The organism is Novosphingobium sp. (assembly GCF_032093395.1).
GTDB lineage: Bacteria > Pseudomonadota > Alphaproteobacteria > Sphingomonadales > Sphingomonadaceae > Novosphingobium.
In genome coordinates, this window is sequence record NZ_DAMDBA010000072.1 from 1 (window position 1) to 25405 (window position 25405).

Here is a 25405-nt window from a genome sequence, read left to right on the forward strand (position 1 = left end):
AATTCTCAATGGTAATTTATACGCCCCCCGGGTCACTTCTCAGTGGCAATCAACAGGCTCGTTTCAAGGCGTATGGCTGGCACGTCATCGAGGTGGCCGATGCCAACGATACCGGCTCGATGTGTGAAGCGCTCGATGAATTTGGCAGAACTACCGATCGGCCGACACTGATTGTCGTGACTTCAATAATCGGATGGGGTTCCCCCCACGCAGGCTCTGCAAAGGCCCATGGCGAGCCGCTTGGTGCTGACGCGATTTCCACGACCAAGACTGCATATGGTATTTCGGCAAGTCTGGATTTCCATGTTCCTGAAGGAGTGGCCGAGCGTATCCACGATGCCATCTCCTCGCGCGGTGGGCCACTGCGGGAACAATGGGACATCATGCGGCGCGCTTATGCCAGCGAGTACCCTGAACTCGCCGCGGAACTGGAGGCCATTAGCAATGGAGATCTGCCGCATGGTTGGGAGGACGCTCTGCCAATGTTCCCGGCCGATGCAAAAGGCATTGCCTCGCGTGACAGCGGCGGCAAGGTCCTGAACGCAGCAGCAAGCCAGATACCCTGGCTAGTCGGAGGTTCCGCAGATCTTGGACCATCGACTAAAACGGACCTCGTGAACCTGGGGTCGTTCCAGTACGGTTCGTACGGTGGGCGGACGGTCCATTTCGGGGTTCGCGAACATGCTATGGGCGGGATCGTCAATGGCATGGTTCTGTCCTACTTACGCAGCTTCTCGGCCACCTTCCTTGTCTTCGTTACATGCGACCTGCATTGCGCCTGGCGGCAATCATGGAACTGCCATCGGTCTTTGTCTTCACTCACGATTCCATCGGAGTTGGCGAGGATGGACCGACGCATCAGCCTGTCGAACACCTCGCGAGCCTGCGAGCCATTCCGGGGCTCGATACCTTCCGACCAGCTGATGCCAACGAGGTGCGTGAAGCCTGGAAGCACGCTTTGGCCCAGAAGCGCCATCCATCTGCGCTTGTCCTGTCGCGACAAGCGCTGCCCACGCTCGATCGAGAAATTTACGCACCGGCAAACGGATTGGAACGGGGCGCCTATGTCCTTGCGGCATCTGACGACCCTCAGATCGTTCTGATGGCCACGGGCTCCGAGGTCAGCCTGGCAGCACAGGCCCATGAACGTCTCACTGCAGCAGGGGTGCGCTCGCAGCTTGTATCGATGCCATGTTGGTCGCTCTTTGAGCGTCAGGATGAAGCGTACCGGGCGACGGTTCTTCCGCCCAGCTGCACCGCGCGCCTCGCCATTGAGATGGCAGGACCATTTGGTTGGGATCGGTATGTCGGTCCTCAAGGTCGAACGATCACCATGGGCCATTTCGGCGCCTCCGGACCTATCGGCGGCCTGCAGGAGAAGTTCGGTTTCACGCTCGGCAATGTCATTTCGGTCGCTGAGGCCATGCTCGAGGAAGGGAAATAACGTGCCCTCATTACTCAAAGAACTGCACGCCTACGGCCAAGCGCCCTGGCTGGATTTTATCGACCGCACCTATCTGCAGGAAGGGCACCTCCACCAATTGGTGGAACGGGACGGCGTATCAGGGGTGACCTCGAACCCTTCGATCTTCGAGAAGGCCATCGGCAAAGGGGATGCGTACGACGAGCAGATCAGCCAGATTGTTGCGGATCGACCCGGCGCCTCGGCCATAGAAATCTACGAAGCGCTGGCAGTCAGAGACATCCAGCATGCCTGCGATATCCTTCACGGCGTGTACGCCGCGACACAGGCCGCCGATGGATATGTTAGCATCGAGGTTTCACCGACGCTGGCAGACGATACGAACGGAACGATTGAGGAAGGTCGCCGGCTCTGGACCCAGGTCGACCGACCTAATTTGATGATCAAGGTGCCAGGTACACGAGCAGGCGTACCCGCAGTCCGCGCTCTCATCGAAGCAGGCATCAACGTCAATGTGACCCTTCTGTTTGATGTCGATGCTTATGGCGCGGTTGCCCAGGCCTACATAGACGGCCTCGAAGCTCGCCATGCGGCAGGCGAAAGCATCGCCTCGATCGCCAGCGTGGCCAGCTTTTTTATCAGCCGGATCGACGCACGGATCGACAAGAAGATCGACGAGCGCGTAACCGCAGGCGACACCCAGTCAAATGACCTGTTGGCAATCCGTGGATCGGTCGCGATGGCGAATGCCAAAGCCGCTTATCGTACGTTCTCGACAATATTTGATTGTGCGCGCTGGAGCGCATTGGCCGAAAAGGGCGGGAAGGTTCAGCGGCTTCTTTGGGCTTCCACGGGGACCAAGGATCCAAGCTTCCCAGATACCACATACGTCGACGGGCTCATTGGGCCTGGCACGGTCAACACGATGCCCCTCGATACATTGAACGCATTTCGTGATCACGGGACGGCAGACCGGACGATAGACCGCAACGTCGCGCGAGCTGTCCAGATACTCGAAACCGCTGCTGACCTTGGCCTCAACCTGACCGGGATCAATGCACACCTGCTCGAAGAAGGTCTGGATGTGTTCAAGAAGGCGCACCAAGACCTTTTAGGTGCAATCGAGGGCAAGCTAGGCGCTCTGCGTCGTTCGATGACCTTGTCGGCATAGGTCCGGCACACCGCAATCACCCCACAAGGCAGCACCAACTTGCCTCGGTCCTTGGCGTGACGGACGCTGATTGCCAAAGCCGCCCTGTTTCTCTCATGGTCGAGAAACAGGGCAACCACTGCGCTTAAACTCGCTTGATCGAGCTCCGTGTATGTCGCCAGTCCTGCGCGGCAGGTGTCAGATGACCCGATTGCGTCCGGCCAAAGTGGCGAACAGCGTGACGAGCAGGCTGGCCAGGATCAGTAGGCCCAGGGGCGCGGTCCAGGCATGGGTCGCATCGTGCAGCACCCCCATCAGCAGCGGGCCTACCGCGGCACCCGCATAGCCGATGAACTGTGCCATGCCCGAAAGGGCGCCCACCTGATGGTGGTCGCGGGTGCGCAGCGCGAAGAGCGAGAGGCTGGTGACCATTGCTATCCCGGCCCCCATCCCTCCAGCAATTACCCAGACGAGCGCGAGATGCGGCGCGGCGAGAAGGCCTCCGGTCGCGAGCAGCAGGCGCAGGCCGCAGGCAAAGCCGAGCCAAGTCTGGTCGCGCACACGCCGGATCAGCGAGGCGCTGCCCAGGTTCGTCGCCACCGCGACGACCTGGTAGACCAGCAGGTATCCGCCCGCCGTGGCCGCGCTGATCCCGGCATCGGCAACGTAGGAGGCGAACCAGTCGACGATCGAATAGAAGACCAGCGAGTGGAACGCGAAGAACGCCGACACCTGCCAAGCGACCGGGTGGCGCCAGACCGAACGGGCTGGCGCGGCTTGCGCCGTGCCGCTCGCGTGCTGCGTGGCGTCGGCGCGCATGACGGGTAGCCAGATCAGCAGCGTGAGCAGTGATAGCGCTGCCCAGATGCCGAGCGACCAGCGCCAGGCGGCGAAGGGCAGGCGGGCGATAGGTACGGCCAGCCCGGCTGAAAGCCCGGCCATGCCCGCCATCGCCGCGGCGTAGAGTCCGATCAGGCCTGCGGCACTCTCGGGAAAGTCTCGCTTGACGAGGCCGGGCAGCAGGACGTTGCCGAAGGCGATGCCGCAGCTCAGCACGATCGTGCCCAGCCACAGGCCCTGCGGTAGCCAGACCGAGCGCAACACGGTTCCCAGCGCAATCGCAGCCATCGCGGCGCCCAACACGCGCTCGAGGCCGAAGCGGCGCCCCAATTGCGGCGCGATCAGCGAAAGCACCGCGAACAGCAGCAGGGGCAGCGCGTTGAGCAGCCCTGCGGCGGCGCCGTCGAGGGCGAGACCAGACTGGATATCGGGAAGGACGGGCCCCAAACTGGTAATCGGCGCGCGCAAGTTGGCACCGATCAGGACAACGCCTGTCGCAAGGAGGAAGCCCGGCAGGCGCCGGTTCGTGTGGGAAGGAGCAGGCATGGGTCAACTCGGCACAGCGCCAGGTGCCCTTCCTCGGAAGGGGCGTGTGGAAGTAGTGCGTTGGTTGACGTTAACGCTTACGCGAGGAGCCAGGGCCGGCTTCTCGTCTGGGCGTCGAACTACGCGAACCTTCCATTGCGGTCAACCTAGGCTGCCGTGCCTGGCATTCAGGCGCGGCTCGCGTGGACTGACGGGCAGACAGGTCACTGCGCCGTGGGAAACAGATCAGGCAATCCGCTTCATGGGATGGTAGGACGTGTCCTCGATCCAGTCGGCGACAAGTGCGCGATAGGCTTCGACTTCGGGAGCCGAGGCGTGGGCATCGAAGGCCTGCTTGCTCTCCCAGTTCTCGACCGCGAAGAAACGGCGAGGTTCCTCCATGTCACGGTGTAGATCGTATTGCAGAAAGCCGTCCTGCTGACGAACGTCGCGCACCAACTGGTTGAGCGCGCCCAGCAAGCGGTCCTCATAGCCCGGTTTTGCAATGGTGATGGTGACGCAGGCAACCTGCTCGTTCGCGCGTGATGGAGAGGTCATCGGTTATCTCCTGTGCTTGTTGCTTGCATGGATCGCAAGGTAATGCAGGTGATCTCGGGCGGCTTGCCCAGTCGAACGGCAAAGCCGGGCCACAGCGCGGTGCCGTTGCTGACGTAAAGGTCCATGGCGCCGACGCGGTAGCGTCCGGAGACATAGCCCGCGTTCGACCGCGCGATGATCCGATCAAGACCAACGATCATGCCGCCGTGCGTGTGACCGGAAAGCTGGAGAGCGATACCCTTGGCGGCGGCTTTCGCGGCGAATTTGGGTTGATGGTCGAGGAGGATGACGGGGCTGCCTATCGGCGCGTCCTTCAGCGCAGCGTCGAGATCGGGGCCGGGAAGCCCGTGCTCGGGTGCCGAAAGGTCGGTGACGCCCGCAAGCACAAGGTGCGCAGTGCCTCGGGTAATCAGCATATGGGAATTGGGCAGCAGGCGGATCCCAAGACCGGCTAGATGTCGCATCCAGTTGCGGTAATCGAAATAATATTCGTGGTTGCCGGGTATGCCGAAAACACCGTCACGCGCACGCAGAGCTGCCAGAGGGGCCACGTCGGCGCGGCGCATGGCAACCGAACCGTCGATGAAATCGCCGGTCACCACGATCAGATCGGCATTAGTGGCGTTGGTCCGGCGCACCACCTCCGTGGCCCAGCGCGCCGGAAAGAGGCGGCTGATGTGCAGATCGGTAAGCTGGACGATGCGATAACCGTCGAATGCAGGGGGCAAGTCGCGGATCTCGACCGTGGTGTCCTTGACCGCCGGAACACGGGTGGCGTTCCAAACCCCGATGGCCGCGAAGAGCATGGCGAGGCCAGCCAGAGCCGGGCGCAATTTTCCGTGCTGGGCAAATGTGCGACGCCACGGCGTCGCAAGCAGCGTGACCAAATCGCTGGCAAGCTGGAGCACCGCGAGCAGCACGATCGCAATGAACGACCAGTTGAACAGGATGACGACGAAGCGGGGAAACTCGGGCGCGAAGACCGAGCCGGAGGAAAGTTCGTTCCAAAAGTGGAATTGCGAGGAGCCGAGCAGGAGGAGGCTTAGCGCGACCTTCTGGCGCACAGGCAGCGCCATCGGCCACAGCCAGCGCAGGAGAACAAACGCGCAGGGCGCCGAGAACAGGACGTGAAAGATGGTCGATCTCCGGGCAGCCGGCAGGTGGTCGCGTCTAGCGCGCGCGCTCGAGGGTGGGTGCATGCTCGCCCTCGAGCGGATATGGTCAATCCCAGGCAGGGGCAAGTTCAGGTTCAAGCACGATGCGGCCGTCCGGCGCGGCCATGGCGCCGATCGCAGCCATGTCCTCGTCTGCGAGCGAGAAATCGAAGATGTCGAAGTTTTCCTTGAGACGTTCAGGGCGCGCGGTCTTCGACAGGGCCGCGACACCGTCCTGCTGGGTCATCCAGCGCAGGACCACCTGGGCCGCACTCCTGCCGTACTTCGCGCCGATGTCCTGCAGGAGCGGGTCGGTCGGGGTGCGCCCGTTGGCCATCGCGAAGTAGCCTGTGACCGACATGCCCAGAGGCTTGGCCTGCGCGATCACCGCGCTTTGGTCGAGCCAGGGGTGGTATTCGACCTGATTGTTGACGAGTGGCGCGTCGCTCAGTTCGGTTGCCTCGCGCATCAGCGCCGTATTGTAGTTGCTGACGCCGATATGACGGGTCAGCCCCTTCTCCTTCATCGCGTTGAGGAGTTCAAGCTGGGTGGCGCGCGGTACATCGCTACTTTGCGGCCAGTGCAGCAACAGCAGGTCGACGTGATCGGTGCCCAGCTGGCGCAGACTGTCGATGACGGACACCTCGAAACGGTCCGGCGCAAAATTGGTAACCCACACCTTGGTGGTGAGGAAGATGTCGTCGCGCGCGACGCCCGAAGAGCGCAGCGCATCACCCACAGCGTCCTCGTTGCCGTAGATCTGGGCCGCGTCGACATGGCGAAAGCCCAGCTGGAGCGCAGCGGGAAGCGTTTGCGCCACTTCAGCCGCGGTCATGCGGTAGGTGCCGAAGCCCAGAGCAGGAATTCGGGCGCCGTTCGATTCGATGGTGTTCATGGGTCTTTGTCTCAATTGCGAAAGGGCGCGCTCAGTCCTGGGCGCGCATGAACCGGGCGAACTTGTCCGCCCAATCGGGATGCCAGCGCGAAAGCGCGGGGCGGTTGTCGATCATGTCGTGGGCCGCCCATTCGATGCGCTTGGCGTCCATTTCCTGTGTCACGACGTTGTCGGGACACAGGATGTAGAAATCGCCCTTGCGCAGGCGGCCAAGGAAATAGTCGGCCAGCTGCTCGGCGGTCCAGGCCTCGTCGGGCTTTTGCGTCCCCTTCGGTTTCAGCGCAATGTTCATCGGGGTCCAGGTGTAACCGGGCACGAAGAGATGCGCGCTTACCTTGTCCCCGCCGGCGCTGCGCAACTCGTGGGCGAGCTGTTCGGTCAGGACCTTCACGCCCGCCTTGGCGACCGAATAGGCGGCATTGCCCGGGGGCGTGGTGATGCCTTCCTTCGAGCCGAGATTGACGATCGCGGAGCGGCGGTCCTGTTGCAACATCCGGGGCACGAACAGCGACTGGGCGGTCACGATCGAAAAAAGATTCACCTCCAGTTGATGGCGCCAGCCCGCCAGATCATCCCAGGGGCCTGCCCCGGCAGTGATTCCGGCGTTGTTCATCAGCACGGCAACATCGCCGAAGCGTTCGAAGGCGGTGTCGGCTAGCCGTGCGAGGTCCTCAGCACTGGTCACGTCGCCCGTAACGGTCACGACCTCTGTCAGAGTGCCGAGCTGAGCGGAGAGCCGGTCCAGTGCGTCAGCGTCGCGGTCGAACAGGCACAAACCCATGCCGAGGCGAGCGAAGGCCTGTGCGCAAGCCGCGCCGATCCCGGCGGCGGCTCCGGTAATGACCGCAACGCGCCCAGGTGTCAAAATGTCATCACGACTGCTCATTTATGTCTTCCAATCAATAGCTTTGCTGTAATAGACCTTGTATCGCAGGTGGACCGAACTACCGCTGCGGACTTCCGTGGAGATCATTTCCAACCGCATCTTCTCGGCCAGGCCCTCCTTGTCGCTTTCGAACAGGCTCCGGGCGTCGGAGTGGCCGCCTATGGCCGGGAAGAGCAGCAGGCTGACTTCGTCTACGAGGCCTGCCTTGAAGAACGCCGCGTTCGTGGCTGCGCCGCCTTCCAGCAGCAAACGCTTGATCCCCAGGTTGTCAGCCAGCGTGCGGAGCAAAAGGCGCAGATCCATGACCTGTGAGGGCATGACGAAGTAGGAGATGCCAAGCGCAGCGAGCCTCGCGAGATGCGCATCTGCGACCGTGGGCCCCAGAACCATGAAAATGGCGCCATCGTCTATGTGGGATTCGCTCCAGTGCAGCTTCCCATGTGGATCGATGATGATCGCGTATTCAGCTGCGTTCCTAACCGAAATATGCAAAGGGCGTGTCGCCGGGTGATCGAGGCCAAGCTGCTGCGGCTCTCCGGTTGCAAATTCGGCTCCGACCGAACGCCCAGCGATCCAGGCATCGCCCTTCAATTCACGATGAACTCGTTCATAGTCCGCGACCAGCGCGTCGGTGGTTCGTCCGGTCGATGCGCTCCAGCGGCTGACGACAAGCCCGCCGTCAAGCGGGCCCATCATGTGGCAGACGACATAGGGTGTCATGCCCGCTCTCCTTGAGCACCGCTCTTACGTGCATGGACCGCTGCGATACCCATGACGGCGAGACCAGCAAGCGCTAGCGCAGCACCAACCACGCCGGTCGATGCCCACCCCATGCCGGCAGAGATCGCCAGACCGCCGGTCCACGCACCGATCGCGTTGGACAGGTTGAAGGCCGAGTGGTTCATCGATGCCGCCAGCGACTGAGCATGGCTGGCGACCTCCATGAGGCGTGACTGCAGTGCAGGCACGAGAGCGAAGCCGATGCCGATCATGAATAGCGCGGCTCCAGCAAGAATCGGCGTTCTCGCAACCCACGTAAAAAGCGCGAGAAAGACGATATTCCAGACCAAGATGGCAAAGATAGCCGGGATCAGCGCACGGTCCGCCAGCCAGCCACCCGCCACGTTGCCCACGCACATGCCGAGACCCCACAGGGCCAGGAACAGCGGGACTGCGCCTTCGGACACGCCGGTCGCCTCGGTGAGCGTCGGGGTGATATAGCTGTACACTGCGAACATGCCGCCAAACCCTATCGTCGCGGTCGCGAGCGTCAGCCAGACCTGTGCGCTCTTGAAGGCAGAGAGTTCGCGCAGTGGGCTCGCGTCGTTGTCGGCGGGAACATGGGGAACGAGGAAGCGCAGCATGGCGATCAGGATGGCGCCGCCGAGTGCCACGAGCCCGAAGGCAGATTGCCAGCCAAAGCTTTGCCCGAGCCAGGTCGTGAGCGGGACGCCGATAAGATTTGCGGCCGCCAGGCCGAGCATCACCCGTCCGATCGCTTGCGCGCGCTGTCCGCGCGGAACCATGGATGCCGCGACGATGGAGGCGGTGCCGTAATAGGCGCCATGGGGCAGCCCTGCGATGAAGCGCGCGCCGGCAATCCCCCAGAAGCCGGGAGCGACGGCTGACAGGGCATTGCCGATGCGGACGATCGCGCCCAGCAGCAGGAGCAGAGCGCGTTTTTCCATTCGCGCAGTCGCGACAGCAAGAAGCGGAGAGCCGACCACGACTCCCAGCGCATAGGCGCTGATGAAGTGGCCGGCGTCAGGAATGGATACCTGAGCCGATTTTGCCATGCCGGGCAGCAAGCCCATGGCAGCGAATTCGCCGGTTCCAATGAAGAGGCCGCCGAACCCGAGGGCAATTTGCGCCAGCGCCAGACCATGAGGCGCCGCGATCGTTTGATTTTTTTCCATATTTCCTGTCGCTTCCCGCACGTGCTGCGCCTCGGGAGAATTGAACCGCCAGCCCGCTGGGAAGAGGGAATGGCGATTTTGAAAGGACCAACCTTCTCAGGTATCAGGTTGCCTTCCGCGCACGTCGGCGCTGTAATGTTGGCGCATGGGTGATCCTTTTGCTGAATGGTTCAGATGTCGGGCGGACATCGCTTTCAGCAGGAATAACCCAAACCCCACATCGAAAGATGCACATAGTCAAATCAACGGAGCGTGCTATTTAATTCACGCAACAGTATCGATGGGGTCCAGTAGAGCCTCGCTCATGATGGGATGGAAATGAAACTCTCGCGCTCGGACCTCGGCGACCTCAATGTATTCATGATCCTCGCGCACCATGGGGGGTTTCGTAAGGCAGCGCTGGATATGGATGTATCCGCCTCCGCTCTCAGCCACGCTCTTCGCGGACTGGAGACGCGCCTAGGGGTGCGGCTCATCAACCGGAATGCGCGCAGCGTCACCTTGACGGCTGCAGGTGAGGAACTGCTCAAGAAGCTTGAAGCAGGCTTCGGCGAAATCGGAGCGGGTGTGGAAGCGCTTAACCGCTACCGATCCAGCCCTGCGGGCAGGCTCAGGATCAATGTACTGAGCGATGCTGCGCGACTGCTGCTAGGCCCGGTAATCGCGGAATATTCAGCGCAGCATCCCGATGTCGAACTTGAAGTCGTAGTACAGGACGCCATGGTCGACATCGTTGGAGAGGGCTTTGATGCCGGCATCCGTTTTGGTGGGCGGGTTCCTGAAGATATGATTGCCGTTCCGATCGGCGCCCCGTTGCTTTGGGTCATGGTGGCATCGCCGGCATACCTAAAAGGCGCAGGAACGCCGCAGGAACCTGATGATCTCAAGGCCCACCGCTGCATCGGTCTGCGCATGGGCACCGGGGCGATCTACCATTGGGAAATCGAAATGGGCACGCAGATGCGATCGCTCAATCTCGACTGGTCGGTGGTGGTGGATGAAAGCGCGCTGGCCGTGGACGTCGCGCTCAATGACGGCGGCATCGCCTATTGTCTGCGCGAACGCGTCGTCGATCTGATCGGGACCGAGCGTCTGAACGAGGTGCTGCCGCAATGGTCCTCCCCAGGCGAGGCATTTCATATTTACTACCCAAGCCGCCGCCAGCAACCTGAAGCACTGCGGACGTTCATCACCATGCTTAGACGGCGGGGAAGCGGTCTGAATTGAGATGGCGAGGCGGAGCCGATTCGCCTTTTCGTGCATTTAATGCTACATAGCGTGCATCGCTGTTCTCAAATGGTCTTGTGCCATCAGTCATCAACGCAGCGAGCACACATCTTTCGAGAGGGTGTTTGCCGCCGGTTCCGAACAGGGGTCATCCGACCATACATGTGGTCAGACACTTCACTTTAAAGCGTTGTTCAGACGACGCAGCATGTCCGGAAAAATGTTCAAAGAACGCTCGGCGCGTGGCTTCGTGGAAATGATCATGGAGCAAGTTTTTGCAAGATAATACAGCACCGACACGTTTAACCGGAACCAGCGATCCTGCCTTGCGGCATGCAGATGAACGCGCGCTCAAGCGGATCATCGAAAATGTCGAGATGACCAGCTCAAAGGGGACATTGCGGTTTGCGGCGCTCGTTGCGGCAGTATGCGGAGGGCTTTACGGCTATGATACCGGCATTATCTCGGGCGCATTGCTCTCGATGACTGATGAGTTTCAGCTCAGCCATCGCATGCAGGAAATTGTCACGGCCGCCATCCTCGCAGGCGCCGTCGTAGGTGCGCTGGCGACAAGTTGGTTATCGGAACGGGTGGGCCGCAAGGTTACGGTGCTGACCGTTGCAGCTGTGTTCGCCGTGGGCGCGATTGCTTGCTCGCTAGCTCCCACGGTTCCGTTGCTGGTTTTCGGGCGCCTGATCCTGGGCATAGCGGTAGGTGCGTCAACGCAGGTCGTACCGATGTACATCTCTGAACTAGCCCCGCCCGACCGGCGCGGCAACCTAGTGACGATGTTCAACGTCGCGATCGGCATCGGCATCCTTCTGGCCAATATCGTTGGCGTTGCTCTGCATGGCACATGGTCTTGGCGGCCGATGGTGGCGATCGCGGCGGTGCCGGCGGTGATGGTGTTTGTCGCGATGCTGTTTATGCCGCGCAGCCCGCGCTGGGTCGCCGAAAACAGAGGCCTGGAGCCGGCGGCCGACATCCTCGGACAGGTTCGCGAAACGCGGCGAGAAGTCCGCACGGAGCTGCGTCAGATCCAGGAAATCGCCCGCGAGGCCAAGCCGGAGGAAGCAGGCTGGCGCGGCATTCGTCAGCCCTGGGTAAGGCCCGCTCTGATCGCGGCGCTCGGCGTCGCTTTCTTCACCCAGTGCGGCGGGTTGGAGATGATGATCTATTACGCTCCGACATTTCTCGCCGACGCCGGGTTCGGGCGATCTTCAGCCCTGTTCGCTAGCCTTGGGGTGGCCATCGTCTATGCGATCGTGACCCTGCTTGGCTGTCTGTTCGTGGACAGGATCGGGCGCCGCCGCCTGATGCTCATTATGATCCCTGGATCCGTACTGAGCCTCATCGGGCTTGGCGCCATGTTCGCGACCGGCGCGACAAGTGGGCCTGCGAGCTGGCTGACAATCGTTTTCCTGCTCGCCTTCATGTTTTTCAACTCGGGCGGCATCCAGGTGTGCGGTTGGCTGCTGGGCTCCGAGATGTTTCCTCTTTCGATGCGTGGGCCCGCTACGTCTCTGCATGCTGCCATGCTGTGGGGCTCGAACCTGATCGTGACCGGCACGGCTCTCTCGCTCGTTCAGGCGGTCGGGCTTGGCGCGACGATGTGGATTTACGCCGCCATCAACTTCGCATCATTCCTGTTCGTCCTGCTATTCGTGCCGGAAACGGCAGGCGCGAGCCTGGAGGACATTGAGGAGTCACTCAGGCAGGGCAAGTTCCGGCCACAGCGCGGCAATGTCGGCATTCGCCTCACCCAATCGGCATAAGGCGGGACTGCTGTCGCCCTCAGACATGAAAAATGGGGCGCCGCTGCGAAGCGACGCCCCATTTTTTGATTAGGCCGATTACCAACCCTGCGCCGTTGGCGCCACGATGAGATCGTTGATCGATACCTCGGGAGGCTGATTGAGCGCGAAAGCAACCGCATTAGCCACCGCCTCCGGGCTGATGGCGCCCGTGGCAAGGTCCTGCGCAACGTCTTTTGCCTTGCCCTCATCGAGCTTATCCGGCCACCCGGTATCGATCACCCCGGGGCTGATCATGGCGACCTGAATGCCATGGCTGACGGCGACTTCCTTGCGCAGGCTTTCCGTGATCCCCCGGATGAAGAATTTGGTAGCGCCATAAACGCCGCCGGCATCGCCAACGCGCAGGCCAGCCACCGAATCCATGTGGAGGATGCATCCGGACCGTCGCTCGAGCATCGATGGCAGAACCGCTGCGATGCCGTGAAGATAGCCCCGCAAGTTCACGTCGATCATCTTGTTCCATTGATCGAGAGCCATGTCCTTCCAGTAGGAAAAGAGCATAAGGCCGGCATTGTTCACCAGAACATCGACCGGACCGAACGTGTCGTTGGCAAATGCGACGAGCGAGGCGAACTGTTCAGGCTCGGTAACGTCCGTCACCTTGCTGGCTGCGATGCCGCCAGATGACGTGATTTCGGCGACAACCTCATCGAGAGCATCGGCATCGAGCGCCGCGAGCACGACGCGTGCGCCGTCCTTTGCGAGCCGGCGCGCGCTGGCCGCGCCGATACCCGAGGATGCACCGGTGATGATGACCACTTTGTCTTTCAGATAATTCATGAGGGGCCTTTCAAATGTGTCAGGGTATGCGTTTGTCTGGTTAGGCCTTGAGCCCGGAACCCGGCTCTGCACCCTCCGCGTGGGCGGCAGCCTTGGCAGTGTCGGGAAGTAGCGTGTTGATGACGCGGCCGATGAACTTGCTGTCCGGCTTACCGGAAACGACCCGGTCTTTGCCGGCCTTCATCGCATCATAACCTTCCCGCGCCACCTTGGTTGGTGCCGCCTTCTCACCAAGGCCCAGCTTCGAGGTGTCCATCCCTGCGCGATGCCAGAAGGGGGTATCGACCTCTCCAGGCAGTAGCAGGGTAAAGGAGACGCCGCTGTCGATGTTTTCCTGCTTCACCGATTCCACGAAGGAGATCAGGAAAGCTTTTGTGCCGCCATAGACGGCCTCATAGGGCGTCGGCATCGTACCGGAAATCGAGGCGGTGTAGAGCAGCTTGCCTTCCCCGCGTTCGACCATCGCGGGGAGGATGCGCTTGGTCAGATGTACTTGCGAGCTAACGTTGAGCTGGATCATCTTGAGCTCGGCGGCGAGATCGGTCTGGCCGACGAAATAGCCGCCGACATCGACCCCGGCATTGAGCGCTGCAGCGGACAAGGGACGGCCAACCTCGGCAATCGCGGCGGCCAATTTTTCCACTCCATCATATTCGGTTAGATCCGCCTCGACGACGATCGCATCGACGCCCGTGGCCCGAACTGCGTCAGCCGTGCGGTTGAGATCGCCATTGGTTCCGGTGGCGGTGATGATCACGTCATGACCATCGGCGGCAAAAAGACGGGCCAGCTCATAGCCGATGCCGCTGGACGCGCCGGTGACAAGAGCAAGCGGACGATTGGAGATATCGTTCATGGTAAAGGTTCCTTTCAGTTGCAGCCAAGCGCATCGGCTGCCTGGGTGAGTGTTTCGGCGATCACGTCCCACGCCTCTTCCGGTTCGAGATCGGTGCGCTGGTGGGGACCGTGCTCAGCCGGGCGGCGAATGAAGATAGTCCGCAGGCCTGCTGCGCGGGCAGCGCGCAGATCGTCGTTGTGGGCAGCCACCATCGCCACCTCATAGGGTGCCAGACCCACGGCTTCGGCAGACCGCAGATAGGTTTGCGGCATCGGCTTGTAGCTCTTTGTCACTTCAGCGCCGGTGATAACGTCCCAAGGCAGGCCGCCGAACCGAGCAAGGTTGAGCATGCCGGCAATATGACCGTTGGAGAGCGGACCGATGGCCTTGCGGTGCTTTAATCGGGTCAACCCTTCTACCGAGTCCGGCCAGGGGTCGAGCCGCTCCCACGCCCGATTAAGGTCGGCGATCTCGGCATCGGCTATCCGCCCAAAGTCGGCGTCATGGCGGCTGAGCACGGTTTCGAGGTTTCCGCGGTTGAGGACGTCGAGCTTGACCCACGGGCGCTCGCCGCTGCGAACCTGCTGCATCGAAGGCTGATACAGCGCGCGCCACTCATCGGCGAAGGTGAATGGATCAACCTCGAGGCCATATTTCTGCAGGAAGGGGGCTGCTGCCCGCGCAACGCCGGAGCGCCAGTCGACTACGGTGCCGAAGACGTCGAAGCCCAGGAATTTTACATCAGGGAGCGTGTCGTTCATTGGGGATACTCCACTTTATAGCGAAGATGGACCACGCCATGATCGCGCATCTTGCACGAGGTGGTGGTCAGTCGCAGCGCGTCGGAAAGCCCGTCAGGGCCGGCGTCGAAAAGGTTAGCCGCGCCTGTGCGCCCGCCGATCGCCGGAAAGAGGACAAGGCTGACCTCGTCCACCAGCCCTGCTTCGAAGAAGGCCGCATTGGTATGCGCCCCGCCCTCGAGCAGGAGATGCTCTATGCCGAATTTCTCTCGCAGAAGCGCGAGGGCGTACGTTAAGTCGAGATCCGGGGACGGACACACAATGTAGCTCACGCCGTCAGCCGCGAGTTCGGCCAGGTGCTCATCGGGCACTTGCGATCCCAGAATGATTATGACGGCGTCGCCTGCCGCCAAAGGCCCCGGCCAATGAAGTTTGCCCTCGCGGTCGAGGAATATCGCGTAGTCCCGGCCCTGTTTTTCCGCGATATGGACGGGCCGATCCACGCTGGTGAAATCAGCGACCGGATGGGGCTTGGCGGTTGCGAACTCTTCGCCGGTGCTGCGACCGCACAGCCAGGCATCTGCGCCAAACTCTGCGTGGATACGGTTGGACTGAGCGTCGAGGTCATCGGCGGAGCGACCTGTCGAGGCGCTCCAGTCTCGCACCACAAGCTGGGCGTCCAGCGGACTCATCATGTGGCAGATGATGTGCGGTTTCATATGTTCGTTTCCGTTTAGAGCGTTGTTTGGGTGCAAGCGGAGCTGTCGCAGCAATGGCCGCGAACTATTCCAGCCCAGAGAAATCTGGTACCGACCGCCTGCAGCAAGGAGCGACCCCCGCATCACGCGTACTGACGGCCCGAAGGACAACATCGGTGGCGAGAGCAAAGGTCATGTCGCCGATTGCGCGGATCATAGGCCGAGCAGTTCCCGGGTCTGTTCGACTGTCGCAATCTCGCGCCCCATCGAGCGCGCAAGGCCGGCAATGTGACCGATGGCGCCGCCGTTGTCGGGATGGCCAAGTTCGGGCCAGCCATAGTCGCCAAGCCCTGCCGAGACGTGGCCGCCACGTTCGATCGCAAGCGCCGCCTGACTGGTGACGTTGCCGATCTTGTTGGAAACAGACCATTCGATGGGACCATCAGGCAGGAAATGCAGGTGCGCTTCAAGCCCGGCGATCGTTCCGGGATGCCCGCCAAGAATCCCGCTGTCGGTCAGTTCGAACAGGAGCCATGCCGGTGCATCGACTAGATCCAGCTCCCGAAGCGCTTCGAACATGCGGGTGAAAGGAACAGCCCAGCTAACGAATTGCGGCTTGATCCTGAGCTGACGCAGCCGATCGGCGAAGAAGCGTATAGTAGCCGTTTCGTTCGTATATGTCCGATCGCCGGTCGCAAAATCACCGCTCTCAAACCGATCGATGTTGGTGCTGCCGGTATCGATCGGGGCAATATCGGGCCGGGTGGCGCAATCGCTGGCGAGAGCCTCGATGTGTGCGATCCTGTCCTCATCCTTTCCGCCTACGGTAATCTGCCCAAGGGTCGGATAGACCAGAGCATCGCATCGCGCCCGGATAGCCCGGATCGCCGCAGCGTAGGTTTCAACCCTGTGGTCGGGCGAGCCGTCGTCATGCCGTGCGTGGAAATGGACGATGCTGGCCCCGGCCTCGCAGGCGCACGCCGCAGCCTCACCGATCTCGGCGGGCGAGAACGGGATATGCCCGTTCTCGCTGCGCGGCGTGTACTCGTTGATCCGAGCTTCGATGATGAGCGGCTTGCGCATCGCCTTATTTCTTGTCGGTCCAGCGGTATTTGGGCTGGAAGCCGAGAATGCGCTTGGCCTTGTCGTTCGAGATCACAACCTCATTGCCGGTGAATTCCTTCTTTCGCTCGATATCAGGGAAATGCTTGTCGAGCAGTTCGACCGTAGGCGTGCGCATCACCGTCTCGTCGTTGGTGATGAAGAACTGATCCTTGCCCCGAACATCATATTCAATCGCAAGCCCGACGGCCTGCGCGACATCGCGATTGTCAACGTAGGTCCAGAAGTTCCACAGGCGTTGGGTCGGATCGTCCTGCCAGGTGTCGAACTTGTCGTATTCCTCGGGGTTCATGACGTTCGAGAGGCGCAGGCAAGTGATGCGCATTTCCGGGTCGTTGAGGCAGATCTGACGTGCCATCTCCTCGCCGAGCACCTTGGTCAGCGAATAGATGTTGTACCCGCGCATCGGGTATTCCTCATCGACAGGAACGTAAGGCGCGTCGGTTTTGTCGTAAGGTACGCCGGTGCCCACTTCACTTGCTGCCCATACGACGTTCTTGATGCCGAGGCGGCGGGCGGCCTCGAAGACGTTGAAAGTCGCCATCATGTTGATGCGGAATTCTTCGCTGTCGGCCTTCATGCGCGGGTGAGGCAGGCTGGCCAGATGCACCACCACGTCGAACGCTTCGCGCTCGGGGCGCGCATAAGTATCCTCCCCCGCGGATGACAGCGCATCGAGGGCCTGACCGAACTGCGTGAGGTCAGCGGTCATCGCCAACTCATCAGGATCGCTCGGCGGTGTCTCGTCGATCGAGAAGACCTCGTACCCTTCGGCTTTCAGATAGGGAACAAGGACAGTGCCGATCTTTCCGTGGGCGCCGGTTACGGCAACGCGCTTCTTGGTCGAAGCCATGTGTTTCTCCTGAGGATTGTCACGTTGATATGTCGCGGCGGCTGCCTGTGCAGCGTCGCCGGTCCGTACCAATACGAACGGCAGTCAAGGTTAGATGCCGAAATATGCTTCAACGCGACGTGCTTAATTTCTCACGTTGTGCCGAGAAACTTTGCGCTGCCTGAGCCCATTGAGGACCGAAACTCTTCAAGGAAAAGCACAGTGATCGCTCCCCCCATCGAAATCCTGACGCGACAAGCCGGATTTCCGGAAGGTCCGCTAGTGATGCCGGACGGTTCCATCGCCTTTTGCGACATCAAGGCCGGTATGATCCGCCGCCTCGATGGCGATCGCCTCGCCGCTCTTGCCGATGTCGGCGGCGGACCGAACGGATTGGCCCTTGGGCCGGATGGATGGCTCTACGTCGCTAACAACGGGGGCGCCATGCGGTGGGAAGAGCTTGACGGGCGCACAATCTCGAAAGGGTTCAAGCAATCGGGGTTCGATGCTCGCATCGAAAAGATCAATCTGGCAAACGGCTCGATCGAGCGGGTGCTGGACAGCGTCGATGGCAGGGCTTTCCAAGCCATCGATGATCTTGTGTTCGATCCGAGCGGCGAAGGCTTCTGGTTCACTGATCTCGGCCGGGACGCAGAGCACAGCCGCACCTACGGCGGTGTATACTGGTCGAAGATCGATGGCTCGGCCATTTGTGAGTGCGCCTATCCGCTGGTTAATGGCGCAAACGGCATCGGCCTGTCGCCGGACGGCAGCACACTCTATGCAACCGAGTATGGCGCAGGCCGCCTGTGGTCCTGGAGGGTGGAAGGTCCCGGCGCACTCGCATCGGCCGAGGGCCAGGCGCATGGCGGCACACTCGTCTGGCAGGCGCCGGGTGCGCAGCTGCTTGATAGCCTGAAAGTGACACCGCGCGGTAATGTCGTGATCGCGACCCAGCATAAAGGCGTCTTTTCGGTCGTTTCGCCTGCAGGCGAACTGCTGACCGAAATCGAGATGCCCGAGGATTTCCTGACCAACCTGTGCTTCGATCCGGAGGACTCCAGCATCGCCTATGCGACGCTCAGCACGACGGGACGGCTCGTGAAATTCCACTGGGACGAAGCCCAGCTTTCCGGCGCCATCGTTCCCTCAAAGCTTTCCGGAGATAATGAATGATCGAATTGATCGACCACCTTGGGCGCGCCGCGCAGCAGCATCGCGTTCTCGTCAACGGAATCGAAATGCATGCGGTTTCCGCAGGAAAAGGACCAGCGCTGCTGCTCATCCACGGTACGCCCAAAACCCACATCTATTGGCGCGAGATACTGCCGCTTCTGACCCCCCATTTCCGCGTGATCGCGCCGGACCTGCGGGGAGCGGGTTTGAGCGGCCATCCTTACGCCGAAAGCGGCTATGTGTCGGACACGGTGGCAGAGGATCTGGCGCAGCTTCTGGACGCGCTCCAGGTCGGCCAGATCTTCGTGCATGGCGAAGACCGCGGGGCCGAATATGGCTTCGTTCTCGCGGCCAAATACCCTGATCGGGTGAAGGCACTGAGCTTTGCCGAGATGATGCTGTCGGGATATGGGCTCGAGGAACGCTCGTTCCTGACCGAAGAGAATGTCAGGCAGAGCGAGGAACGGCGCGGCGTGTGGGAGTGGCATGTGCCGTTTTTCTTCAAGCCCGATGTCCCCGAAATGCTTATTGCCGGGAAAGAGCGCGAGTTCTGGACCTATTGGCTCAATCTGCAAAGCTATGATCCGACATCGCTGCCCGACGACTTGCGGGACGAATGGATTGCGTTGCTTTCGACGCCGCATGGCCTGCGGGGCACCCTGCATACATACAAGGCGACGCTGGAGAATGCCAAGGTCAATCACTCCATCCAAGGGGTATTCCCTCGCATACCGGTAATGACGATCGGCGCCTCGCATTTCTTCGCCGGGCTTGTCCGAGAGAGCATCGAGCGGATCGGCGTGACACCGGCACAGGATCATGTTCTTGAGTTATGCGGCCACAGTCTCGCGTTGGAACAGCCGGCGGCTCTAGCGGAATTGTTGAAAACGTTCTTCAACGGATAATGATGCAAATTCAGACGTTCTTATAAAATATCTTATTATTTCTAACCAACACGTGCTATATTATCAATATTTCTGTAAGTTTCGTTTTTACAGTACGAAACGTATTATGTAAATGTTATTATTAATTATAAGTCGACCTCTCAGGGAATGACACCGCTGACTTCAGGTGATGCTTGTGAACCTAATGTAGGAATAGTTAAAAGTTCGCGAGAATGGCTTGAGTTCCACAACTGGTTCTGCAGTTGATCCCAAAATACGGTCCGCTATGCCTGCAAGCCGGCTCCGAACCGGATAGGGTGGATGGCTCCCGCTCACGGCATCAAAGTGCCAAGATGGGTTTGCTGTCATGCAACCCGAGCAGAGGAGCCATCCGCCATGGAGATTACCACGATCGGCCTGGATTTGGCCAAGAACGTTTTTCAGGTTCACGGTGTCGATGCGACTGGCGGGGTCGTTGTACGCAAAGCCCTGCGGCGTTCGCAAATGCTGCCGTTTTTCCGGAAACTACCACCATGCCTGGTCGGGATCGAGGCATGCGGCACATCCCATCATTGGGCGCGTGAATTGATCAGCCTTGGTCATGAGGTACGCCTGATGCCGCCCGGCTACGTCAAACCCTATGTGAAGCGCGGCAAGAATGATGCCGTCGATGCCGAGGCGATTTGCGAAGCTGTCACGCGTCCGACGATGCGGTTTGTCGCTGTGAAGTCTCGTGAACAGCAATCTGCGCTATCCCTGCATAGAGCACGTAGCTTGCTAGTGCGTCAAAGGACGCAGTTGGTGAACATGATGCGCAGCATGTTGGGAGAGTTCGGCATCGCTATTCCAGAAGGCATTGAGAAAGCGTTGACTATGGCACGCCAGATAGTCGATGGTGAGATCGAAACAGGCCTTCCCGCAGAGGCAACAATGATTGTCGGCATGCTATCGCAACAAGCCATCGACACACATGCCCGGCTCCAGAAAATAGACAAGGCTCTAAATGCCCTTCAACGTAGCGATGAAGTTGCGCGACGCTTGTCGACCATCCCCGGCGTAGGGCCTGTCGGCGCTACCGCTTTTGCTGCGTCGGTAAGCGACCCTCATCAGTTCAAGTCAGGGCGTCAGTTTGCCGCTTGGCTGGGCCTGACTCCGCTACAGAAATCCAGTGGCGGGAAAGAGCGTCTGGGTCGGATCAGCAAGATGGGCGACAAATATCTACGCCAGTTGCTCGTCATCGGCGCTACGGCGCTGGTCCGCTATGCTAAATGCAAACCTGACACTGCGGATCCACGGCTTCTCGCGCTGTTGGCGAAGAAGCCCGCTAGAGTCGCGACCGTGGCAATGGCCAACAAAATGGCCCGCATCATCTGGGCCCTCATGACACGCGGTGAGACGTACCGAGCACGTCACCTGCCCATGCTGGCGCCCACCATTAAGCGATAAGCTGAGAATATCAGCTTCACGAAGTTGTAAGCGCGATGCGATGTGATGGCGATACCGGTCAGACCGGGAACTGGGACAACCCTCCGACTGTCAGAGGCGTTATAGCCTGAGAACCCGATTGGGACCCAGTTCGCGAACCCCATCAAGGCCAGCAGTCCCTACCGGCTGCATCAACAGGCCGGACAGACGACTGCAACCGACCGATCGACAACGCGTCAATTTGTACTTGCAACGCGGGAGCCATCCACAGAGGACGGTCGCCTTCCGGCCAGGGTTGATCATTCATGTGACGATTGCTGCGGAACCGCGAACGTCCGCTTCAGCCGAAAGCCGACGTTCGCCGCCGGACCTGCGAACGACGGCTTCGTCCCAAGGCCCGGCGTTCGCCCTCGGGCGAAACCGACCCATTCCGGACCTTAAATGGCAAATTGAGCGCACCGATAAGAGGGAGGTCCGCTTTCCTTACACGCTCCGACTGGCGGCCACCAAATAACCGTGGCAGGCCTCGGGGAGTTCGCGCCGAAGTCGCGCGAAATTTTCCTCTGAAGGGTCGGCCTCCATGACGACCCGGACGGACCCGCCCAACAGCGCCGCTAGCATGAAAGCCACTGACGCTCGGTCGGCGAATTGCGCATCGCAGGCACTGGCGAGCAGCCCGTCGATCGACACCGTCATGGTCTGCGCCGCTCTGCTCATCAGTTCGGACAAGTCAAATTCGGCAGAGATGCCGTAGATAGCGCGCGAGGCGACCATGTCTGCCATCTTCGCGTCCAGCCAGGCCGTCGCCACGCCATGCGCGATCGTCTTGAGGTCACCGCCCATCAACTGGTCTGTCGCGTCCCTCATCGCCGTTTCGATCAGGTTGAACTGGCGCTCGACCAGAGCGAAGAGCAACGCCTGCTTGTGGGGGTAATACTGGTACATCGTACCTACGGAAACGCCGGCGCGCTCGGCGACCCGCGTCGTGGTGAGATATCCGAGCCCCCCTGTCAGCAAAACCTGAATGGTCGCGCAGTGAATGGCCTCGATCGTCACGGCAGAACGCATCTGTCGCGGCGTCTTGCGCGGTTTGAGCAGTGCAGGCGTCGGGCGGCTCATATGCGAATACCAAAGCTGAAGGATTGTTCATATCTAAGGGAGAAGAACGATCCTCTGCAAGGAGCTTTACGATGAAGACCGTCCTCATCACCGGTTGTTCGACCGGCTTCGGTCGCGACACGGCCTTACATTTCCTCAACCAGGGCTGGCGCGTGGTAGCCACCATGCGCAATCCGGCCGCCAGTACACTCCCGACGTCGGACCGGCTGCATATCCTTCCGCTCGACGTGACCGATGCAGACAGCATCGCGGCTGCAATCGGGCAGGCCGGAGCGATCGACGTGCTCGTGAACAACGCCGGTATGGGATGGCTGAACGCGGTCGAGGGCTCGCCTCTCGAAACGGTGCGCGAGGTTTTTGAAACCAACCTGTTCGGGGCGATCGCTCTGATGCAGGCCGTCCTTCCCGGGATGCGAGAGCGACGCTCGGGCGTCGTCGTCAATGTCAGTTCCAGCTCGCTCTACAAGCCCTTGCCCCTGCTGTCGGTCTATCGTGCCAGCAAGGCGGCGATGAACGCTCTCAGCGAATCCGCCGCGCACGAACTGGCACCCTTCGGCATCCGCGTTCGGGTCGTCATGCCCGGCATGGCGCCATCGACCAGTTTTGGCAGCACCGCCCAAGGCCACGTGGCCGATGCCGGTGGCTTCGCCGAACCCTATGCCGACTATGCCCGGCAAACGCTGGCGACGATGATGGAGGCTGCCAATGGCCCGGTCACAGAGGCCCAGGATGTCGCGGATGCGATCTTCCGTGCGGCGACCGACGCGGACTGTCCGGCGGTTCTTCCGGCGGGCGCAGACGCCATTGCCTGGGCGGAGGTGAAGTGATCCACTTGAAGCGAGGCCCTATGTCATCCGCGAACCGCTACTACTCCGGGCCCGTCTCATCCCACTTCGACGGGCACCGCTTTACGAACCCGGCAGGAGAGCCGGAAACGGACCGGTCTATGCGCGATATCCTGCGCTGGTATCGCACGGCTCCCCGGACCAGATGGCCGAAATCGATGCCGGTGTCTCCCATCGTTCCGGCGGAACGGGTGGAGGGATTGTGCATCACCATGGTCGGCCATGCATCCGTGCTGATCCAAACCGGCGGGCTCAACATCCTGACCGATCCGGTCTGGTCCAACCGTGCCAGTCCGCTCGCCTTTGCCGGGCCGCGCCGCGTGACCGCGCCGGGTGTCCGGATGAGCGATCTGCCACCCATCGACGCGGTCCTCCTGTCCCACAATCACTACGACCATCTGGACGTTGCGACCCTGCGTCAGCTTCAGGCGCGGCATGCCCCAAGGATCATCACCCCTTTGGGCAACGACAGCATAATTCGCCGCCACATCCCCGATGCCCGCGTCGAAACGGGCGACTGGTTCGACCGCTTCGACATCGCCCCGGGTGCTCAAGCGCATGTCGTACCGGCCTTGCACTGGTCATCGCGTGGTGCCCGCGACCGCCGCATGGCTCTGTGGGGCGGCTTCATGTTGCAGGCCTTTGGCAGGACGGTCTATTTCGCTGGGGACACTGGCTACGGCACAGGTGCGATCTTTCGCAACTTGCGGGCACGCTTCGGGCCGGTCGATGTCGCAATCCTACCGATCGGTGCGTATGCACCGCGCTGGTTCATGGCAGCCCAGCATACCGATCCCGACGATGCCATCCAGATCATGCTGGACCTGGATGCAAAAGCGGCTGTCGGCATGCACTGGGGGACATTCAAGCTGACGGACGAACCCTGGGATGAACCCGCCCGGCGCCTAACGGCGAGCCTGCGTACAGGCGGCATCGATGCCGCGAAATTCATAGCCATGCGGCCTGCTGAAACAGCTGAATTCGAATAGCTACATGCCCCGGGGTGCGCGTACACCACCGACCCTTCTCGGTCGTTCAGCCGCCGATTTTCCTCTCCCAGGTCCGGACGTTCCGTTGTGCCAGTTTCTCGGTCTCCAAAGCGGACGCCGACATCGACATTCTTGCGAGCCCGCGGTCAGATCACACAACAAGCAGCTACGTCTCAAGTCATCGTGGGCCTCTCCATTGCGCCAGGCGGCAGTTCCTCGGCGACGGGCCGATCTTCTCGGACTTCGCTCCTACGGATCGTCCGGTTAGCTCTGGTTGATCCGGAAATTGGGCAGTGGGAGATCTACAAGGGCATGCGCTGGATTATTTGTAGTTTATTGGGAATCTGCTGCCTGCAAGGCAGCGACGCGATTGCCGGCACAGATCACACGCCCGGTCAGGGTTTCGAGGTTCTCAGCTTTGATTTGGCCCTTACCCCCGACATCGAGAACGCCGGTGTTGCCGGACACGAGGTGATCCGGCTTCGGGCAATGGAAGACGGCTTGCGCCAGCTCGTGTTCACCGGGAACGCTCTCGACATCACCCAGGCCACACTGGATGGCGCCCCCCTGGCGCCCAGGATCGAAAGCGGCAGCTTGATCCTTCGCCTTCCCAAGGCACTGCCCCGAGGGCTGACCGCAACCCTTGATCTGACCTACCAAGGGCATCCGGCCCGCGGCTTGGTACGCTCCGAGACGGGCCTCTACACGAGCTATTTCGCCTGCGACTGGATGATCTGCCTCCAAGACCAGTTCGGGGATAAGGCTCGTTTCGCGCTAGCTCTTCGCGTGCCCAAGGGCATGAAAACCCTCTCGGTCGGACGCCTGGTTTCAATACAGCCGGGGCCAGATGGAAGCGAGGTTCATATCTGGCGCTCACCCCGGCCCTATTCGGCCTATCTTTATGGGTTCGCCGTCGGCAGGTTCAATCGTATCGATACGCAGGCGGGGACTTCGCGACTGACCTATCTCAGCGATAGCGTAGACGACTCGACATTGGCGCGCCGGTTTGCGCCGACGCCCGACCAGGTGCACTTCCTTTCGCGGAAATTGGGCCTATCGCTTCCCGTGCCCGCATACAGCCAATTGCTCGTCGAAGGCAGCGAGGCGCAGGAAGCTGCCACGTTCTCGGTGCTCGGCATCGACGTGCTTCCCGCCGATCCTGGTGCGCCCGTAGACGATTGGGCCATTATCCATGAGTTGACTCATCAATGGTTTGGCAACCTCATCACCTGTGAGACCCTCCAGGACTTCTGGCTCAACGAAGGCCTCACCGTTTTCATGACAGCCGCCTGGAAGGAGCATCGATACGGCCGAGATGCCTACGAAGCCGAGATAGCAGTTGCGCGGACACGATGGGAAAAGGCCAGCGCCAAAGGCCTTGATCGACCGCTTGCCTGGGGCGGTCGGTATCCGTCTCTCGGCGCACGTCGGGCGATCCAGTACAGCAAGGGAGCGGTGTTCATGGATCATCTTCGCTCCTTGCTCGGAGAACGGGCCTTCTGGAAAGGCCTGCGCGACTATACCCGCAAGAACGCTGGCGGAACCGTCACCAGCATTGATCTGGAA

24 protein-coding genes and 1 pseudogene are annotated in these 25405 nt (G+C 60.9%); 11 read left to right on the forward strand and 14 right to left on the reverse strand.

Annotated elements, in window-relative coordinates:
- Nucleotides 1-8: 8 nt before the first annotated feature.
- The 3 genes and pseudogenes from RT424_RS19105 to tal all read left to right on the forward strand — a co-directional run.
- Nucleotides 9-952: pseudogene (locus RT424_RS19105) on the forward strand (transketolase); the annotation flags it as partial.
- A 150-nt stretch (nucleotides 953-1102) separates the two neighbouring features.
- On the forward strand, nucleotides 1103-1444 hold the full coding sequence (locus RT424_RS19110) for a transketolase-like TK C-terminal-containing protein (RefSeq protein ID WP_313441511.1): 342 nt from the start codon (nucleotides 1103-1105) through the stop codon (nucleotides 1442-1444).
- Between the two features lies 1 nt (nucleotide 1445).
- Nucleotides 1446-2594, forward strand: coding sequence for a transaldolase (gene tal / locus RT424_RS19115; protein WP_313441459.1), 1149 nt, complete (start codon nucleotides 1446-1448; stop codon nucleotides 2592-2594).
- Between the two features lie 177 nt (nucleotides 2595-2771).
- On the opposite strand, the gene RT424_RS19120 is transcribed toward tal, so the two are convergent.
- From RT424_RS19120 to RT424_RS19150, 7 genes are all read right to left on the reverse strand, one after another.
- Nucleotides 2772-3959 carry an MFS transporter gene (locus RT424_RS19120; protein WP_313441461.1) on the reverse strand — a complete coding sequence of 396 codons (1188 nt, stop codon included), beginning with the start codon at nucleotides 3957-3959 and terminating at the stop codon, nucleotides 2772-2774.
- Between the two features lie 225 nt (nucleotides 3960-4184).
- On the reverse strand, nucleotides 4185-4496 hold the full coding sequence (locus RT424_RS19125; protein ID WP_313441463.1) for a putative quinol monooxygenase: 312 nt from the start codon (nucleotides 4494-4496) through the stop codon (nucleotides 4185-4187).
- Nucleotides 4493-5572 carry a metallophosphoesterase gene (locus RT424_RS19130; RefSeq protein WP_313441465.1) on the reverse strand — a complete coding sequence of 360 codons (1080 nt, stop codon included), beginning with the start codon at nucleotides 5570-5572 and terminating at the stop codon, nucleotides 4493-4495. The genes RT424_RS19125 and RT424_RS19130 overlap by 4 nt, the downstream gene beginning before the upstream one ends.
- Nucleotides 5573-5717: 145 nt before the next feature.
- A complete protein-coding gene (locus RT424_RS19135) occupies nucleotides 5718-6545 on the reverse strand; it encodes an aldo/keto reductase (RefSeq protein ID WP_313441468.1) in 828 nt (275 codons plus the stop codon).
- A gap of 31 nt (nucleotides 6546-6576) precedes the next feature.
- Nucleotides 6577-7431 (reverse strand): SDR family NAD(P)-dependent oxidoreductase, encoded by an 855-nt coding sequence (locus RT424_RS19140; RefSeq protein ID WP_313441470.1) that lies wholly within the window; start codon nucleotides 7429-7431, stop codon nucleotides 6577-6579.
- Nucleotides 7432-8151: a dihydrofolate reductase family protein gene (locus RT424_RS19145; protein ID WP_313441472.1), complete on the reverse strand. Its 720-nt coding sequence runs from the start codon at nucleotides 8149-8151 to the stop codon at nucleotides 7432-7434.
- Nucleotides 8148-9368, reverse strand: a complete 1221-nt coding sequence (locus RT424_RS19150; protein ID WP_313441475.1) for an MFS transporter — start codon at nucleotides 9366-9368, stop codon at nucleotides 8148-8150. Before RT424_RS19150 ends, RT424_RS19145 begins: the two co-directional genes overlap by 4 nt.
- A gap of 291 nt (nucleotides 9369-9659) precedes the next feature.
- Here RT424_RS19150 and RT424_RS19155 point away from each other — a divergent pair, with 291 nt between their 5' ends.
- A complete protein-coding gene (locus tag RT424_RS19155) occupies nucleotides 9660-10574 on the forward strand; it encodes a LysR family transcriptional regulator (protein ID WP_313441477.1) in 915 nt (304 codons plus the stop codon).
- A 275-nt stretch (nucleotides 10575-10849) separates the two neighbouring features.
- Nucleotides 10850-12349 (forward strand): sugar porter family MFS transporter, encoded by a 1500-nt coding sequence (locus RT424_RS19160; RefSeq protein ID WP_313441479.1) that lies wholly within the window; start codon nucleotides 10850-10852, stop codon nucleotides 12347-12349.
- A gap of 78 nt (nucleotides 12350-12427) precedes the next feature.
- Here RT424_RS19160 and RT424_RS19165 read toward each other — a convergent pair whose 3' ends face one another.
- The 6 genes from RT424_RS19165 to RT424_RS19190 all read right to left on the reverse strand — a co-directional run bounded on the left by RT424_RS19165 (nucleotide 12428) and on the right by RT424_RS19190 (nucleotide 17422).
- A complete protein-coding gene (locus RT424_RS19165; protein WP_313441481.1) occupies nucleotides 12428-13243 on the reverse strand; it encodes an SDR family oxidoreductase in 816 nt (271 codons plus the stop codon).
- Complete coding sequence (locus RT424_RS19170; RefSeq protein WP_313441483.1) at nucleotides 13212-14027, reverse strand: SDR family NAD(P)-dependent oxidoreductase; 816 nt, start codon at nucleotides 14025-14027, stop codon at nucleotides 13212-13214. The genes RT424_RS19165 and RT424_RS19170 overlap by 32 nt, the downstream gene beginning before the upstream one ends.
- 14 nt (nucleotides 14028-14041) lie before the next feature.
- Nucleotides 14042-14770: a haloacid dehalogenase type II gene (locus RT424_RS19175; protein ID WP_313441485.1), complete on the reverse strand. Its 729-nt coding sequence runs from the start codon at nucleotides 14768-14770 to the stop codon at nucleotides 14042-14044.
- Entirely contained in the window at nucleotides 14767-15468 is a 702-nt protein-coding gene (locus tag RT424_RS19180; protein ID WP_313441488.1) for a dihydrofolate reductase family protein, read from the reverse strand. The genes RT424_RS19175 and RT424_RS19180 overlap by 4 nt, the downstream gene beginning before the upstream one ends.
- Before the next feature lie 192 nt (nucleotides 15469-15660).
- Nucleotides 15661-16530: a 3-keto-5-aminohexanoate cleavage protein gene (locus tag RT424_RS19185; RefSeq protein ID WP_313441491.1), complete on the reverse strand. Its 870-nt coding sequence runs from the start codon at nucleotides 16528-16530 to the stop codon at nucleotides 15661-15663.
- A gap of 4 nt (nucleotides 16531-16534) precedes the next feature.
- Complete coding sequence (locus RT424_RS19190; RefSeq protein ID WP_313441493.1) at nucleotides 16535-17422, reverse strand: NAD(P)-dependent oxidoreductase; 888 nt, start codon at nucleotides 17420-17422, stop codon at nucleotides 16535-16537.
- Between RT424_RS19190 and RT424_RS19195 the strand changes: the two genes are divergently transcribed.
- The 3 genes from RT424_RS19195 to RT424_RS19205 all read left to right on the forward strand — a co-directional run bounded on the left by RT424_RS19195 (nucleotide 17381) and on the right by RT424_RS19205 (nucleotide 20907).
- Nucleotides 17381-18577, forward strand: a complete 1197-nt coding sequence (locus tag RT424_RS19195) for an SMP-30/gluconolactonase/LRE family protein (RefSeq protein WP_313441495.1) — start codon at nucleotides 17381-17383, stop codon at nucleotides 18575-18577. The genes RT424_RS19190 and RT424_RS19195 overlap by 42 nt on opposite strands.
- A complete protein-coding gene (locus RT424_RS19200) occupies nucleotides 18574-19482 on the forward strand; it encodes an alpha/beta hydrolase (protein WP_313441497.1) in 909 nt (302 codons plus the stop codon). Before RT424_RS19195 ends, RT424_RS19200 begins: the two co-directional genes overlap by 4 nt.
- Before the next feature lie 375 nt (nucleotides 19483-19857).
- Nucleotides 19858-20907 (forward strand): IS110 family transposase, encoded by a 1050-nt coding sequence (locus RT424_RS19205; RefSeq protein ID WP_313441500.1) that lies wholly within the window; start codon nucleotides 19858-19860, stop codon nucleotides 20905-20907.
- Between the two features lie 462 nt (nucleotides 20908-21369).
- On the opposite strand, the gene RT424_RS19210 is transcribed toward RT424_RS19205, so the two are convergent.
- Nucleotides 21370-22005 (reverse strand): TetR/AcrR family transcriptional regulator, encoded by a 636-nt coding sequence (locus RT424_RS19210; protein WP_313441502.1) that lies wholly within the window; start codon nucleotides 22003-22005, stop codon nucleotides 21370-21372.
- Between the two features lie 71 nt (nucleotides 22006-22076).
- On the opposite strand from RT424_RS19210, the gene RT424_RS19215 reads away from it, so the two are divergent.
- The 3 genes from RT424_RS19215 to RT424_RS19225 all read left to right on the forward strand — a co-directional run.
- A complete protein-coding gene (locus RT424_RS19215; RefSeq protein WP_313441505.1) occupies nucleotides 22077-22832 on the forward strand; it encodes an SDR family NAD(P)-dependent oxidoreductase in 756 nt (251 codons plus the stop codon).
- A 20-nt stretch (nucleotides 22833-22852) separates the two neighbouring features.
- Nucleotides 22853-23839: an MBL fold metallo-hydrolase gene (locus RT424_RS19220; protein ID WP_313441507.1), complete on the forward strand. Its 987-nt coding sequence runs from the start codon at nucleotides 22853-22855 to the stop codon at nucleotides 23837-23839.
- Between the two features lie 312 nt (nucleotides 23840-24151).
- A partial coding sequence (locus RT424_RS19225; protein ID WP_313441509.1) for a M1 family aminopeptidase occupies nucleotides 24152-25405 on the forward strand: 1254 nt, incomplete at its 3' end.

Bases quoted from the DNA above. Each gene is read 5' to 3' on its own strand.
- RT424_RS19110 (WP_313441511.1), top strand. From the start codon at position 1,103: ATGGCCACGGGCTCCGAGGTCAGCCTGGCAGCACAGGCCCATGAACGT.
- RT424_RS19120 (WP_313441461.1), bottom strand. From the start codon at position 3,959: ATGCCTGCTCCTTCCCACACGAACCGGCGCCTGCCGGGCTTCCTCCTT.
- RT424_RS19125 (WP_313441463.1), bottom strand. From the start codon at position 4,496: ATGACCTCTCCATCACGCGCGAACGAGCAGGTTGCCTGCGTCACCATC.
- RT424_RS19130 (WP_313441465.1), bottom strand. From the start codon at position 5,572: ATGGCGCTGCCTGTGCGCCAGAAGGTCGCGCTAAGCCTCCTCCTGCTC.
- RT424_RS19135 (WP_313441468.1), bottom strand. From the start codon at position 6,545: ATGAACACCATCGAATCGAACGGCGCCCGAATTCCTGCTCTGGGCTTC.
- RT424_RS19140 (WP_313441470.1), bottom strand. From the start codon at position 7,431: ATGAGCAGTCGTGATGACATTTTGACACCTGGGCGCGTTGCGGTCATT.
- RT424_RS19145 (WP_313441472.1), bottom strand. From the start codon at position 8,151: ATGACACCCTATGTCGTCTGCCACATGATGGGCCCGCTTGACGGCGGG.
- RT424_RS19155 (WP_313441477.1), top strand. From the start codon at position 9,660: ATGGAAATGAAACTCTCGCGCTCGGACCTCGGCGACCTCAATGTATTC.
- RT424_RS19170 (WP_313441483.1), bottom strand. From the start codon at position 14,027: ATGAACGATATCTCCAATCGTCCGCTTGCTCTTGTCACCGGCGCGTCC.
- RT424_RS19175 (WP_313441485.1), bottom strand. From the start codon at position 14,770: ATGAACGACACGCTCCCTGATGTAAAATTCCTGGGCTTCGACGTCTTC.
- RT424_RS19180 (WP_313441488.1), bottom strand. From the start codon at position 15,468: ATGAAACCGCACATCATCTGCCACATGATGAGTCCGCTGGACGCCCAG.
- RT424_RS19185 (WP_313441491.1), bottom strand. From the start codon at position 16,530: ATGCGCAAGCCGCTCATCATCGAAGCTCGGATCAACGAGTACACGCCG.
- RT424_RS19190 (WP_313441493.1), bottom strand. From the start codon at position 17,422: ATGGCTTCGACCAAGAAGCGCGTTGCCGTAACCGGCGCCCACGGAAAG.
- RT424_RS19200 (WP_313441497.1), top strand. From the start codon at position 18,574: ATGATCGAATTGATCGACCACCTTGGGCGCGCCGCGCAGCAGCATCGC.
- RT424_RS19205 (WP_313441500.1), top strand. From the start codon at position 19,858: ATGGAGATTACCACGATCGGCCTGGATTTGGCCAAGAACGTTTTTCAG.
- RT424_RS19210 (WP_313441502.1), bottom strand. From the start codon at position 22,005: ATGAGCCGCCCGACGCCTGCACTGCTCAAACCGCGCAAGACGCCGCGA.
- RT424_RS19215 (WP_313441505.1), top strand. From the start codon at position 22,077: ATGAAGACCGTCCTCATCACCGGTTGTTCGACCGGCTTCGGTCGCGAC.
- RT424_RS19220 (WP_313441507.1), top strand. From the start codon at position 22,853: ATGTCATCCGCGAACCGCTACTACTCCGGGCCCGTCTCATCCCACTTC.